Annotated in this window: 10 protein-coding genes; 7 read left to right on the top strand and 3 right to left on the bottom strand. The window is 70.0% G+C overall.

Annotated elements, in window-relative coordinates:
• Positions 1-680: 680 nt before the first annotated feature.
• From QE438_RS09460 to QE438_RS09430, 7 genes are all read left to right on the top strand, one after another.
• A complete protein-coding gene (locus QE438_RS09460) occupies positions 681-2,402 on the top strand; it encodes a thiamine pyrophosphate-dependent enzyme (RefSeq protein ID WP_306990840.1) in 1,722 nt (573 codons plus the stop codon).
• 278 nt (positions 2,403-2,680) lie between these two features.
• Positions 2,681-4,273: a hypothetical protein gene (locus QE438_RS09455; RefSeq protein WP_306990843.1), complete on the top strand. Its 1,593-nt coding sequence runs from the start codon at positions 2,681-2,683 to the stop codon at positions 4,271-4,273.
• An 84-nt stretch (positions 4,274-4,357) separates the two neighbouring features.
• Positions 4,358-5,302: an alpha/beta hydrolase gene (locus QE438_RS09450; protein ID WP_306990845.1), complete on the top strand. Its 945-nt coding sequence runs from the start codon at positions 4,358-4,360 to the stop codon at positions 5,300-5,302.
• 158 nt (positions 5,303-5,460) lie between these two features.
• The gene (locus tag QE438_RS09445; RefSeq protein ID WP_307183952.1) at positions 5,461-6,792 is read left to right on the top strand and encodes a cytochrome c; all 1,332 of its coding nucleotides are present in this window, start codon (positions 5,461-5,463) and stop codon (positions 6,790-6,792) included.
• Position 6,793: 1 nt separating this feature from the next.
• Positions 6,794-7,294 (top strand): (2Fe-2S)-binding protein, encoded by a 501-nt coding sequence (locus QE438_RS09440; protein WP_306990849.1) that lies wholly within the window; start codon positions 6,794-6,796, stop codon positions 7,292-7,294.
• On the top strand, positions 7,287-9,584 hold the full coding sequence (locus QE438_RS09435) for a molybdopterin cofactor-binding domain-containing protein (protein ID WP_306990851.1): 2,298 nt from the start codon (positions 7,287-7,289) through the stop codon (positions 9,582-9,584). Before QE438_RS09440 ends, QE438_RS09435 begins: the two co-directional genes overlap by 8 nt.
• Positions 9,585-9,722: 138 nt before the next feature.
• The gene (locus QE438_RS09430) at positions 9,723-10,553 is read left to right on the top strand and encodes a DUF3014 domain-containing protein (RefSeq protein ID WP_306990852.1); all 831 of its coding nucleotides are present in this window, start codon (positions 9,723-9,725) and stop codon (positions 10,551-10,553) included.
• A gap of 29 nt (positions 10,554-10,582) precedes the next feature.
• Here QE438_RS09430 and QE438_RS09425 read toward each other — a convergent pair whose 3' ends face one another.
• The 3 genes from QE438_RS09425 to QE438_RS09415 all read right to left on the bottom strand — a co-directional run bounded on the left by QE438_RS09425 (position 10,583) and on the right by QE438_RS09415 (position 13,314).
• A complete protein-coding gene (locus tag QE438_RS09425; protein ID WP_306990854.1) occupies positions 10,583-11,290 on the bottom strand; it encodes a glutathione S-transferase in 708 nt (235 codons plus the stop codon).
• A 190-nt stretch (positions 11,291-11,480) separates the two neighbouring features.
• Complete coding sequence (locus QE438_RS09420) at positions 11,481-12,797, bottom strand: discoidin domain-containing protein (protein WP_306990856.1); 1,317 nt, start codon at positions 12,795-12,797, stop codon at positions 11,481-11,483.
• Positions 12,798-13,056: 259 nt separating this feature from the next.
• Positions 13,057-13,314 carry a GIY-YIG nuclease family protein gene (locus QE438_RS09415; protein WP_130561549.1) on the bottom strand — a complete coding sequence of 86 codons (258 nt, stop codon included), beginning with the start codon at positions 13,312-13,314 and terminating at the stop codon, positions 13,057-13,059.
• Positions 13,315-13,433 lie beyond the last annotated feature (119 nt).

Raw genomic sequence — 13,433 nt, 5'->3', positions numbered from 1 at the left:
GGATCGGGTCTCCGGGGCGTGGTTGAGCGCGTCCGCACCGGCCGGAAGGACCAATGAGACATGCGGATCGCGGATGGCGAGAACTGCGGCCACGGCAACGCGTCCTGTGCGGACGTGGCGAAACGGGCACTGCGACTACGAGGAATCCCCTGGCGGAGCGCGTCCGCCGAGCGTTTTTTACCATTCTGTAATCGGTTTCACAACCTACTGACAAAATCAACAGCAGGCCCGCCCTGTCTACTTTTCAGCGCGACGGAGGTGGTTGCGTTCGAAACCGTCGGTGCGATGTGTTGAAGCCGTCGGAAGCAGGAGATGTGCGCCTGAGCTTTCGCTTTGACGCAGGTCTCGTGCATCGCGCGGTGGGCGCCGTGCCGCAACGCGGGGACTGCATGAACGTCCATGAAGACCCGCGTTAGCGGGGATGACGAGCGTTGCGTTCGCAGCGCCAAGCCGCGGGAAAACCTCTCCTTGTCGTGCCCGCAGAAGCGGGAAAACGGCGCCTTTCATGCGGAGGGCGAAAGCCCCTGGCGCCTGCATCGATCACCAACGCCCACCAACGCACGCGAGGCATGCCTTCGCGGCGCGCGACGCCGCGCTGCAATCGAACGTCGCACGAAGCGCACGTGACCCTCACCGCGCGCTGGCTAGCCTCCAGGACCCCACGTTTGAAGGTCATCCCCATGAGCAAGCGCGTTGCAGAGATCGTCGTCGAGACCCTGGAGGCGGCGGGCGTTCGGCATTGCTACGGCATCGTCGGCGACACCCTCAACCATGTCACCGACGCCATCCACCGCAGTTCGATCCAGTGGGTGCACATGCGCCACGAGGAGGCCGGCGCCTTCGCCGCCGGTGCCGACTCGCTGATCAGCGGCCAGCTGACCGCCTGCGCGGGCTCGTGCGGGCCGGGGGGCCTGCACTTCATCAACGGGGTGTTCGAGAGCAACCGCAACCGCGCACCGATGGTGCTGATCGCCAGCCAGATCGTCACGCCCGAGCTGGGGATGGAGTTTCCGCAGGAAGTGGACTTCAAGGCGGTCTACAGCAGCTGCAGCGTGTTCTGCGAGCAGGTGCACAGCCCGGAGCAGGCGCGGCGCGTGGTCGCGCTGGCCTGCCAGGCGGCGATCAGCCGACGCGGCGTGGCGGTGGTGATCCTGCCGGCCGACATCAGCCAGGCGCAGGTCAAGCACGACCTGCCCTTCGCCGTGCATCACGCCGCGCCGGTGCTGCGGCCCAACGACGGCGAGCTGCAGCGCATGGCCGAGCTGCTCGACCGCGGCACCAGGATCGGCATCTACGCCGGCGCCGGCTGCGAGGGCGCGCACGATGCGCTGGTCGCGCTGGGCGCACGGCTCAAGGCGCCGATCGCGCACACCTCGCGCGCCAAGGACTTCGTCGAATACGACAACCCCTACAACATGGGCATGACCGGCATCTTCGGCATCGAGTCCGGCTACCACACGCTGATGGCCTGCGACACGCTGCTGCTGCTCGGCGCGGACTTCGCCTGGGGCCAGTTCTATCCGGACAAGGCCACGATCGTGCAGGTGGATCGGGACGGCAGCCATCTGGGCCGGCGCCATCCGATCGATCTGGGTGTGGTCGGCGACATCGGCCCGACCCTGGAGGCGCTGCTGCCGCTGCTGGCCCAGCGCGAGGACAGCGGCTTCCTGGACGAATGCATCGCCCACCGCGACAAGGCCATGGCCAAGCGCGCCGAGGAGGAGCAGCCGGGCGAGGGCGAGCTCATCCATCCCCAGCACCTGACCGCGCTGCTGGACCGCTACGCCGACGACGATGCGCTGTTCACCGCTGACGGCGGCTCGCCGATGGTGTGGGTGCTGCGCCATATCCGCGTCAACGGCCGCCGCCGCACGCTGCCCAGCCTGCTGCACGGCACGATGGCCAATGCGATGCCGCAGGCGCTGGGCCTGCAGAAGGCCTTCCCGCAGCGGCAGGTGATCTCGCTGTCCGGCGATGGCGGGATCGCGATGCTGCTGGGCGATCTGCTCACCGCCATCCAGGAAGACCTGCCGATCAAGGTCGTGGTCTACAACAACAGCTCGCTCAACTTCGTCGAGCTGGAGCAGAAGGTCGAAGGCCTGCTGGACAACTACACCGATCTGAAGAACCCGGACTTCGGCCGCCTGGCCGAGGTGATCGGCTACTACGGCCGCACCGTGACCCGCAGCGCCGACCTGGAGCAGGCGGTGCGCGACTTCCTGGCCCATCCCGGCCCGGCGCTGCTGGACGTGCACACCAGCCCGACCGAGCTGGTCATGCCGCCGCAGATCGAGGCCGGGCAGGTGGCCGGCACCGCGCTCTACGCGGCCAAGGCCGTGCTGAGCGGGCGCCTGGGCGACGTCAAGGACCTGCTGACCACCAACTTCCTCAACAAGAAGTAGTCGCCCCGCTCGGGTGCCGACCTGTAGAGCGGAGCTTGCTCCGCTGAGGCTTTCCCCACGAACCGAACGAAGAGCAGCGGAGCTTGCTCCGCTGGGGCTTTCCCCACGAACCGAACGAAGAGCAGCGGAGCAAGCTCCGCTCTACAAGGAGGTCGCCACTTGGTCTGGTAGACAGTTGCTCCCACCGACTCGGGCAGGATGCTTTGTGCATGGCATCGCGCTGTCAGGGGCGCGCGGGCGTCGTACCATCGCGCGGTCCCCACGCTTGGCCCTCCCGCATGTCCTCATCCGCTTCGCCGGCGCCGGTGCGCCCGCGCTGGTTCGTCGCCGGCGACCTCAACGGCTTCTTCGGCTTGGTCGTCGACAACCTGTCGATCCTGGGCTTTATCGCGATGGCGCTGGTGGGGATCTTCCAGTTCCCGGCCGAGGTGGTGTTCGGGCGCATGTTCCCCGGCACTGCGTTCGGCGTGCTGGTCGGCAACCTGGCCTATACGGTGATGGCGCGGCGGCTGGCGCAGCGCACCGGGCGCGAGGACGTCACCGCCATGCCGCTGGGCCTGGACGCGCCGACCAGCATCGGCATGGCGCTGCTGGTGCTGGGCCCGGCCTTCGTCGGCTTCAAGAGCGGTGGCATGGCGCCGGACGCCGCGGCGATCGCCACCTGGCAGCTGGGCATGGGCGCGCTGGTGGTGATGGGGCTGTTCAAGCTGGTGCTGTCCTTCTTCGGCGAGGCGGTCACGCGCGCGCTGCCGCGTGCGGCGCTGCTGGGCTCGATCGCCGGCATCGCGCTGGTGCTGATGGGCCTGCTGCCGCTGCTGGAGACGCTCAAGTCGCCCGTGGTCGGCCTGCTCACCCTCGGCCTGCTGCTGTACGTGCTGATCGCCAAGGGTCGGCTGCCGATCCGCCTGCCCGGGGTGCTGGTGGCCTTCGTCGTCGGCACGGTCCTGTATTACGCGCTCGGCCTGGCGGGGCTGGGGGCGCCGGGCTTCCAGCTGCCGGCGCTGGTGGCGCCGCATATCGCGCTGCCGTGGCCGTCGCTGGGCTTCGTGCAGGGGCTCTCGTATGCGGTGCCGTATCTGCCGCTGCTGCTGCCGTTCGGCCTGCTGATGGTGGTCGGCGGCATCAACGTGTCCGAGAGCGCGCGCGCGGCGGGCGACGACTACCGCACCCGCGACATCCTGCTGGTCGAGGCCATCGCCACACTGGTGGCGGGCGTGTGCGGCGGCGTGGCGCAGACCACGCCCTACATCGGCCAGCCGGCCTACAAGCACATGGGCGCGCGCAGCGGCTACACGCTGCTCACCGGCCTGTTCATCGGCATCGGCGGCATGCTGGGCATCGTCTCGATGCTGGTGCAGTGGCTGCCGCTGGCGGTGCTCTCGCCGATCATCGTGTACGTGGCCATCGACATCACCACCCAGGCCTTCCAGGCCACGCCGCAGCGGCATGCCGGCGCGATGGTGCTGGGCTTCCTACCGTCGGTGGCCTATCTGCTGCTGATCAAGGCGCATGGCTGGATCGCGCCGGAGGCCTTCGCCGCGATGGCCAGCACGCTCGATGGCCACGGCCTGCCGGAGATGGCGGTGATCGCGGTGCTGGGCAACGGCTTCATCATCACCGCGATGCTGTGGACCGGCGCGGTGGTGGCGATGATCGACGGCGTGCTGCGGCGCGCGGCGGCGTTCTGGCTGGTGGCGGCGCTGTTCACGCTGTTCGGCGTGATCCACTCGGTGATTCCCAGCGGCGGCATCTATGTGCCATGGCAGCTCGAGGGCCTGGCCGCGACGATCTGCTGGCAGTTCACCGGTGCCTACCTGGCGCTGGCGGCGTTGATGGGCGTGCTGGCGCTGCAGCGGCGTCCGGCGCCCTGAAGGGAAGGGCACGGCGGCGGCCCTTGACGGGCGTTCGCGGCGCCTTCGACCATCGCCGCTTCTCCCCCGTGCCGTGAGCTCCCGATGACGCCCGCCTCCCCGATGGTCCGCTGCCTGCGGCGTGTGACCCTGCTGGCCCTGCTGTGCCTGGTCACCGCCGCGACCGCGCAGGCCGTGCCGCCGGATTCCGCGCCGTGGTGGACCGGCCTGCCGCCGATGAAGCACACCACGGTCTATGGCCAGACCCTCCGCTACTACGACGTGGGCAGCGGCCCGACCCTGGTGCTGCTGCACGGCCTGGGCAGCAACGCCGGCTTCGACTGGGGCGCGGTGATCCCCGAACTGGCCAAGCACTACCGCGTGCTGGCGCCGGATCAGCTCGGCTTCGGCCAGTCCGCCAAGCCGTCGATCGCCTATGGCGTGACCACCTGGGTGGACATGCTGGGCGGGTTCCTGCGCGACCGCGACGTGCAGGAGTTCTCCCTGGCCGGCGAATCGCTCGGCGGCTGGATTGCCGGCCTCTACACCGTGCGCGCCAGCCAGTCCGGCCTGCCCATGCCCACGCGCCTGATCCTGGTCGACGCCGGCGGCCACCCCTCGATGAAGCCCATCCCCGGCAAGTCCGGCGGCCCGGCCTCGTGGCCGCCGCTGTCCATCGCCGGCACGCGCGAGGGTCTGGCGCGGTTCGTCTTCCACGACCCGAACAAGGTCACCGCGCAGATCGCCGAACAGGCTTTCGCCATGCGCCTGGCCGAGGGCAGCCAGTACACCCAGGACAGCTTCCGCCAGGGCCTGGGCGCCGATGCCAGCGTGTTCCTCGACCAGGCCGCGCTGGCGCGGCTCGACCTGCCGGTGCTGGTGGTCTGGGGCGCGCAGGATCGGCTGGTGCCTCCGGCCAACGGCAAGGACTTCGCCGCCTGGATCCCGCATGCGCGCCTGGTGACGATCGATCAGGCCGGCCACGCGCCGGCGGTCGAACAGCCGCAGCGCTTCCTCGAAGCGGCCCTGCCGTTCCTGCAAGGGCGTTGAGGTTCAACAGCCCGGCACTCCTGCCGGACTGCGTGGGCCGATCCTGACCCGTTCCCACTTCAAGCGGAAGCAGGCTTACACTTCACCCGCTACGGCAGCCGCCGCCACCGTAGCGACCCGGAAGAGGACTGGCGGCTGTCTTCATTGCGGGATCGGCGATGTTGAAGCGACTTGCCCTGGGTGTGCTGGGACTGTTGGTCCTGGCGGTGGTCGGCCTCTGGCTGCTGGCCTGGCGACCTTCCATCGAGCCCATCGCGCCGCCGGCCGCGGCCAGCTTCCCGGCCGAGCTGGTGCAGCGTGGCCAGGTGCTGGCCGGTGCCGGCTACTGCGCCACCTGCCATACCGCCAAGGGCGGCGCGCCGTACGCGGGCAACTACCCGATGGAAACCGCGTTCGGCACGCTCTACTCCAGCAACATCACGCCCGATCCGGACACCGGCATCGGGCGCTGGTCGCAGGCGGCCTTCGTGCGGGCCATGCGCCAGGGCGTGGCCCGGGATGGGGCGCAGCTGTTCCCGGCCTTCCCTTACCAGCATTTCGAGCTGGTCAGCGACGAGGACCTGCATGCGCTGTATGCCTTCCTGATGACCCGCCCGCCGGTGCACCAGGAGAAGCGCGAGAACGAATTGCCCTTCCCCTTGAACTGGCGCGCGCTGCAGGCCGGCTGGAAGCTGCTGTTCTTCCGCCACGGCCAGTACGGCCCGGTCACCGGCAAGGACGCGCAGTGGAATCGCGGCGCCTACCTGGCCGAGGGGCTGGCGCATTGTTCGGCCTGCCACAGCCCGCGCAACGCGCTGGGTGCGGAGAAGACCGGCGCTGCGCGTTACGACGGCGCGCGCATCGACGGCTGGTACGCGCCGCCGCTCAATGCGACCAACCACGCGCCGGTGCCCTGGACGCAGGACGAGCTGTACACCTACCTGCGCACCGGCGCCACCGCGCTGCACGGCAGCGCCGCCGGGCCGATGTCGCCGGTCGTGCATCACGGGCTGTCGGCGCTGTCCGACGAGGACGTGCAGGCCATCGCCGCCTACTATGCCGAGCGCTTCGGCACCCGCGGCCAGACCGCCGCACCTGCCGCCGGCGTGCTGGAGAAGGGCATGGCCGGCGACGCGCTCAGCCCCGCGCACCAGCTGGATCAGGCCGCCAACCTGTACAACGCCGCCTGCGCCTCGTGCCATTACAACACCGCGCCCCATCCGCAGCTGGCGCGGCCCGAGCTGGGCCTCAACAACGCGCTCACCGCCGACGAGCCCGACACCTTGATCCAGGTGTTGCTGCATGGCATCGGCACGCAGGAGGGGCAGGCCGGCGTGCTGATGCCCGGTTTCGCGCACAGCTTCAGCGACGCGCAGATCGTCGCGCTGGCGGCGTGGCTGCGCCGCACCCGCACCGACCGCCCGCCGTGGCCGGACCTGGAGCAGCGTGTCGCCGAACTGCATGCCAAGACACCGCCCGGCCCGCAGGCCGACACCACCGGAGACCAGTGAGATGACCCAGTTCTTCGTCAACGGTGCGCCGGTCGAAGTGGATACCCAGGACGACACCCCGCTGCTGTGGGTGATCCGCGATCAGCTGCATCTGACTGGTGCCAAGTTCGGCTGCGGCATCGGCATGTGCGGGGCCTGCACGGTGCACGTCAACGGCCGCGCCATCCGCTCGTGCATCACCCCGGTCGGCGCGGTCGCCGGGCAGCAGGTGACCACCATCGAGGGCCTGTCGCCGGACGGTCAGCACGTGCTGCAGCAGGCCTGGGTGGAGGCGCAGGCGCCGCAGTGCGGCTACTGCCAGCCCGGCCAGATCATGCAGGCCGCGACCCTGCTGGCCGACTTCCCCGATCCCACCGACGCGCAGATCAACGCGGTGATGGCCGGCAGCCTGTGCCGGTGCATGGCCTATGTGCGTATCCGCAAGGCGATCAAGCTGGCCGCCGGCCAGCTGCAGGCCGCGCAGGCCCAGACCGCTCCCGCCAGCGAGGCCGGCCATGAATGAGATGACCCCGCCGCGTGGGCTGCGTCTGAGCCGCCGCAGTTTCCTGATCGGCGCGGCCGGCACTGGCTTTGTCATGGCCTTCGCGCGCGCCGCGGTGTTCCTGCCCGAGCAGGCGCAGCAGGTGGTCGCCGAAGGCGGCTACGACCCGGACCTGTGGTTCCACCTGGCGCCCGACGGCACGGTGACGGTGCATGTGATCCGCGCCGAGATGGGGCAGCACGTCGGCACCGCGCTGGCCCGCATCCTGGCCGACGAGCTGGAAGCGGACTGGGCCAAGGTCCAGGTCGAGCACGTGGACAGCGATCCCAAGTGGGGGATGATGGTCACCGGCGGCAGCTGGTCGGTGTGGCAGAGCTTTCCGCAGCTCAGCCAGGCCGGCGCGGCCGGGCGCATCACCCTGATCGAGGAGGCGTCCAAGCTGCTGCACGTGCCCGTCGCGCAACTGAGCGCACGCAACAGCGTGGTCAGCGGTGGCGGACGATCGATCGGCTATGCCGAGATCGTCCAGCGCGGCGATCTGCGGCGCAGCTGGAGCGCCGAGGAGCTCAAGGCCCTGCCGATCAAGCCGCCGGACCAGCGGCGGCTGGTCGGCGTGGACACCCGGGCGCTGGACATCCCCGGCAAGACCGACGGCAAGGGCGTGTACGGCATCGATGCGCGCATCGAAGGCATGGTCCATGCCGCGCCGGTCGTGCCGCCCACGCGTAACGGCTCCAAGGTCGCCTCGGTGGACGATTCGGCCGCCAAGCAGCTCAAGGGCTACCAGGGCCATCTGGTCCTGGACGACCCCTCGGGCACGGTGCCCGGCTGGGTGCTGGCGGTGGCCGATTCCACCTGGACCGCTTTCCAGGCGGCGGCGCTGTTGAAGGTGCAGTGGACCAGCGACGACACCGCCAAGGTGTCCGAGCAGGATCTGCAGGCCCATGCCGCCAGCCTGATCGACGATGCCAAAGCCGGCGCGCGTGTCGTGGAAGGGCCGGTCGAGGATGTCTTCGCCAAGGCCGCGCGGACGATCCAGGCCGACTACACCACCGCCAGCGTGCTGCACTTCCAGCTCGAACCGCTCAATGCCACGGCGCTGCTCAAGGACGGCGTGTGGGAGATCCACACCGGCAATCAGTGGCAGTCGCTGATCCTGCCCACCCTGGCCAAGGCGCTGGGCGTGGGCGAGGACAAGGTGGTCCTGCGCACCTATCTGCTGGGCGGCGGCTTCGGCCGTCGTCTCAATGGCGACTACGCGGTGCCCGCGGCGCTGGCGGCCAAGGCGCTGGGCAAGCCGGTCAAGCTGACCTTCGCCCGGCCCGACGATGCGCGCTTCGATTCGTTCCGTTCGCCTTCGCTGCAGCGCCTGCGCATGGGCTTCGATGTGCAGGGCAAGGTGCTGGCGATGCAGCACGATGCCTGCGCCGGCTGGCCCACCCAGGTGATGGCGCCGACGCTGATGCCCAAGGCCAAGAACGGTGTGGCCTACGATCCGTTCGCCATCTCCGGGGCCGACCACTGGTACACGGTCGGCGCGCACCGCGTGCGGGCGATCACCAACGATCTGGCCAATCGCGCCTTCCGCCCGGGATGGCTGCGGTCGGTCGGGCCGGGCTGGACCAACTGGGCGCTGGAGAGCTTCATGGACGAGGCGGCGCACGCGCTGGGCGCCGATCCGCTGCAGTTCCGCCTGGGCCTGCTCGACGGCGCCGGCGACAACGGCGGCAGCGCGCCCAACGCGGTCGGCGGCGCCAGCCGCCAGGCCGGCGTGCTGCATCACCTGGCTGGCCTCTGCGGCTGGGGACAGGCCTTGCCGGCCGACACCGGACTGGGGCTGGCCACCTCGTTCGGCCAGGAGCGCGACATGCCGACCTGGGTGGCGTGCGCGGCGCGGGTCCACGTCGATCGCGCCAGCGGCGAGGTCAAGGTGGAGAAGCTGTGGGTGGTGACCGACTGCGGCACCGTGGTCCATCCCGACGGCGCGCTCGCCCAGACCGAGGGCGCCTGCCTGTGGGGCCTGAGCATGGCGCTGTACGAGGGCACGACCTTCGAGAACGGCCAGGTGCGCGACCACAACCTCAACGCCTACACGCCGCTGCGCATGGCCGACGTGCCGGAACTGCAGATCGAGTTCGTCGCCAGCACGCAGGCCGCCGTCGGCCTGGGCGAGCCGGCCACCACGGTGGTGGCGCCGGCGATCGGCAACGCCATCTTCCGTGCGGTCGGCGCGCGGGTGCGGCATCTGCCGATCACGCCGGCGCAGGTGCTGGCGGCGTTGCCGGCGGCCCAGGCCAAGGCGCCGGCCTGACCTGGCGCCTGCCGCGGCGCAGGCCATCGCGGCAGGCCTGGACCTGACTCGTGGCCAAGCGGCGGATGCCGATGGGGAACCGGTTCCGCAGGCAGGCGGTCACACCGGTCTCCCTTCGCAACAGAGGCGTCGTGCCTGATGCCGTCATCTCCTTCTTCGACGCCGCGCTGGCCCTGGGTCATCGTCGTGGTCCTGGTCGCCGCCGCCGGCTGGTGGCTGTTCGGCCAGCGCGAGGCGCCGCAGTCAGCCCCTGACACCGACGCGGCGACCGCAGCGCAGCCGCAAGGCCCGGCCGCCTCGACGCCGCCCGCCGGGTCGCAGCCCCAGGCCGCCCCGGCCATCCAGCATCCGGTGCCCGGCGATGCGGCCGATGCCGCACTGCCGGCGCTGGCCGCCAGCGACGACGCGGCCTGGCAGGCCTTGTCCGGCGCGTTCGGCAACGACGCGGCGCTCGGCATCGTGCTGCGCGAGCATCTGATCCAGCGCCTGGTGGTGATGATCGACAACCTCACCCAGCCCAGCCTCACGCGCACTGCGCTGGCGGTGAAGCCGGTCGAAGGCACGCTGCAGGTCAGGGAAGGCGAGACGGCGATGGAGATCGACCCGGCCAATGCGCAGCGCTATGCGCCGTATGTCGCGGCCTTCACCCATGCCGACCCCGCCACGCTGGTGCAGGCGTATCGGCGCTTCTATCCGCTGTTTCAGCAGGCCTACCTGGAACTGGGCAAACCCAATGCCTACTTCAACGACCGCCTGGTGGAGGTGATCGACCATCTGCTGCAGGCGCCGGATCCCAGCGGGCCGCTGAGCGTCGAACCCGACGGCAAGGGCCGCCTGCGCTTCACCGATCCGGCGCTGGAGCGCCTGTCGGTGGGGCAGAAGGCGCTGGTGCGTCTGGGCCCGCAGCAGGAGGCCGCGGTGAAGCAACAGCTGCGCGCCATCCGCACCGCGCTGACGCGCATGGACTAGGCCTGCCCGAAAACGAAGGGCAGGGCGCCTCAGGCCGCGTCCAGCTCCGGGTAGTGGCGGAAGATACCGTTGGTGTTGAACGGCAGCCGCCGCTCCGAGGCGAGATAGGACGCGATGCGCGGGCGCTGCGCGACGCGCTCCTGCAGGCCGTGCAGCAGCGGCAGCTCCGGCGCCAGCGCGGCCATGCGCCGCGGGAACATGTACTGCAGCCCGCTCATCAGCTGGAACAGCGACAGGTCGACGTAGGAATGCTGGCGCAGCGCATGCCGGCCATCGGCCTGCGCGAGCACCTGTTCGAAGTAGCCCAGGAACTTGGGCAGGCGCTGCGCGCGCAGGTCCGCCGCGCGGCGCTGCGCCTCGGCCTGCTGGTCCTGGTAGTACAGCGAGGAGGCGATGGGGTGGTGGGTGTCGTGCACCTCGGCGACCAGGTCGGCGATGGTCAGCTGCAGCTGCAGGGCCTGCAGGCGGCGCGACTCGGCCTCGGGCACCAGCTCCAGCGTCGGGCCCAGGTAATGCAGGATCGCGCTCACCTGGGCCAGCACCAGGCGCCCGGCCTTGAGGAAGGGCGGCGCGAACGGCCGCGCGCCATCCTGCTGGCCGGCCAGGAACGGCTCCATCGCCGCATCGCCCTGTTCGCGGACCACGTCGGTGTAGTCGGCGCCGGCATCTTCCAGCGCCAGCCGCACGAACTCGCCGCGCCCCTGAATGCCGCTCCAGTAGTACAGCTCGTAATGCATCGCGCGCTCCGCGTCCGGGGGAACGCGTCAGGCTAGTCGAGCCGTGGCGAGGGAGGCGTGATGCGCGCCCGGTGTGTCGCGATGCGCGGTTCTCGAAGTGTTGAACGACTGCCGCCGATCGTCGGCGTGCGCCGCTTGTCCCGCACACCAGCGCCCGGCCAATCGCCGGGCGCCGGCGTCGCCGCAGCCCTCAGTAGACCTCCAACTCGTAGATGCGCGTGGCCGGGTCGCCGTTCTGCGTCGGCGTGTTGATCTTGAGCTGCACGTGGCGCGCCGTGACCGGATTGATGTCGTGCGTGCTGACGTTGGCGGTGTTGCTGCTGGCGCTGGCCACGGTGGACCAGGTGCTGGCGTCGGAGGACACCTGCAGCGTGTAGGCGCGGGTGTTCAACGCGGTGTTCTCGCCACCGGCGCCGGCGTGTCGCACGATCACGCGCTTGATGCTCTTGGCGCTGCCCAGGTCGACCCGCAGCCACGCGCCGCTGACCAGAGAACAGAACTTGTCGCTGGTGCCGCCCGAGACGCTGCCGTTGACCGCCTTGGCCGGCGTCTCGTTGGCGTTGCAGGCGCTGCTTCCGGTCGCGGTCCTGGCATAGGCCAGGTTCGGCGAGGCGGTGCCGGTGCCGGTGCTCACCGCCTGGTTGATGGCGCCCGCATAGTCGGCCGCGGTGCCCTGCGCGGCGCAGGCCTGGATATCGTCGTAGAGCCAGATGAAGCCGCCGGCGATGCCGGCCGAGGACTTCCAGGCGCTCATGCGACTGTTGACGCTGGCCGGGCTGTCGCCGCTGGCGCAGTTGCTGCCGTGTCGGCTCCACAGGCCCGGATCGACGGTGATGCCCAGGCTGTCGGACCAGGACTTGGGATCGTTACCGGCGCCGCCGTCGTAGACCTGCAGATAGACCCCGTCGACGCGCTCGCCCAGGTTGCCCTTGAGCGTCTTCCAGAACGTCACCTGCGTATACGGCGCGAAGGTGATCGCCAGGCCCAGGCTGTCGTAGAGCATCTTGCCGAAGGCGGTGGCCGAGGCCAGGTCGTAGGCCGACTCGTCGTCGAAGTTGACGGCGTTGGCGCCGGTGGCGTTCTTCAGCGCCTGGAAGTTGCGGTACAGGATGCTGTCGGACCCGGTGCCCTGGCTGTTGATGAGCGCTTTGATGTTCTCGAAATCGGTGGCGCCCGCCGAGCCGACGGACAGCTCGATGCGCGTCACCGAGGTCGGCGCGGTCTTGAGGCGGGTCAGGCGGCTGGGCCAGCCGCTGTCGCCCACGTAGCTGCCGTTGGACACGATCAGCTTGTCGTTGAGGTACAGGTCGCCGTTGGACTGGACGTGCACGCTCCAGAGCATGACGGTGGTGAAGCCCGAGGCGCGCAGATCGTCGATGACGCTGGTACCGCCGGAGTAGAACGGGCCGCCGCCGTAGATGGCGGAGTCGGCACGGGCCTGGCCGGGGAACAGCGGGGCGAGCGCAGCGAGCAGCAGGCAGAGCGAGAGACGGGTCGTGCGGTGCATGGTCCAGCTCCTGGTTGGCGAAGGCGGGGGACGCCGACGCTCGGCAGGGCGGTGGGCGTCGTCAATTCGCGGAAAACGGTTGCGGCCCACCGCCTGCGTCGATGTGTGATCCATGACGCAGTTGGGCGCGCCTGCGACGCCCTGGAAAAGTCGGAGATTAGATCGATCCAAATCCTGCTATTGCGCCGCAACAGCGGTTTTGCGCGAAGGCATGCGCCGATCGCCGGCCTGCCGTGCGGTTGCGTGTCATGACGCGGGGCTAGGCTCCCGTCAGCCAGGCCTGCTTGCGGGCGCGCGGCAGCTGCTTGACCTGCCATTCGGCGCGCGCGGCGCTGGCGCGGTCGGGGTAGGCGCGGCTGGCCAGGATGCGCAGCGGCGGATGGGCGCGGGTATAGCGCGCGCCGCGGCCCTGCTGATGGGCAGCGAAGCGCGCGGCTACGTCGGTGGTGATGCCGCAGTAGTAGCTGCCGTTGCGGCATTCGAGCAGATAGACGAACCAGGGCGCGGGCGCAGGCATCGGCGGGAATTATGCAGCGCCTGAGCGCTGCGTCTCACCACCCCTTGAAACACGCTGGCTGAACGCCATGTGGAAGACATTGCCGGTATCGCCGGCCCCCTTTCTTCGAGGATGTTCCC

This window comes from Pseudoxanthomonas sp. SORGH_AS_0997 (genome assembly GCF_031453535.1).
Classification (GTDB): Bacteria; Pseudomonadota; Gammaproteobacteria; order Xanthomonadales; family Xanthomonadaceae; genus Pseudoxanthomonas_A; species Pseudoxanthomonas_A winnipegensis.
Note: the sequence above shows the minus strand (reverse complement) of the source record. Positions and strands in the feature narration are given on the sequence as shown.

What these genes read in the sequence shown, in the direction of transcription:
- QE438_RS09430 (WP_306990852.1), top strand. Translation starts at nt 9,723, where the DNA reads ATGCCGTCATCTCCTTCTTCGACGCCGCGCTGGCCCTGGGTCATCGTC.
- QE438_RS09455 (WP_306990843.1), top strand. Translation starts at nt 2,681, where the DNA reads ATGTCCTCATCCGCTTCGCCGGCGCCGGTGCGCCCGCGCTGGTTCGTC.
- QE438_RS09440 (WP_306990849.1), top strand. Translation starts at nt 6,794, where the DNA reads ATGACCCAGTTCTTCGTCAACGGTGCGCCGGTCGAAGTGGATACCCAG.
- QE438_RS09415 (WP_130561549.1), bottom strand. Translation starts at nt 13,314, where the DNA reads ATGCCTGCGCCCGCGCCCTGGTTCGTCTATCTGCTCGAATGCCGCAAC.
- QE438_RS09420 (WP_306990856.1), bottom strand. Translation starts at nt 12,797, where the DNA reads ATGCACCGCACGACCCGTCTCTCGCTCTGCCTGCTGCTCGCTGCGCTC.
- QE438_RS09460 (WP_306990840.1), top strand. Translation starts at nt 681, where the DNA reads ATGAGCAAGCGCGTTGCAGAGATCGTCGTCGAGACCCTGGAGGCGGCG.
- QE438_RS09445 (WP_307183952.1), top strand. Translation starts at nt 5,461, where the DNA reads ATGTTGAAGCGACTTGCCCTGGGTGTGCTGGGACTGTTGGTCCTGGCG.
- QE438_RS09425 (WP_306990854.1), bottom strand. Translation starts at nt 11,290, where the DNA reads ATGCATTACGAGCTGTACTACTGGAGCGGCATTCAGGGGCGCGGCGAG.
- QE438_RS09435 (WP_306990851.1), top strand. Translation starts at nt 7,287, where the DNA reads ATGAATGAGATGACCCCGCCGCGTGGGCTGCGTCTGAGCCGCCGCAGT.
- QE438_RS09450 (WP_306990845.1), top strand. Translation starts at nt 4,358, where the DNA reads ATGACGCCCGCCTCCCCGATGGTCCGCTGCCTGCGGCGTGTGACCCTG.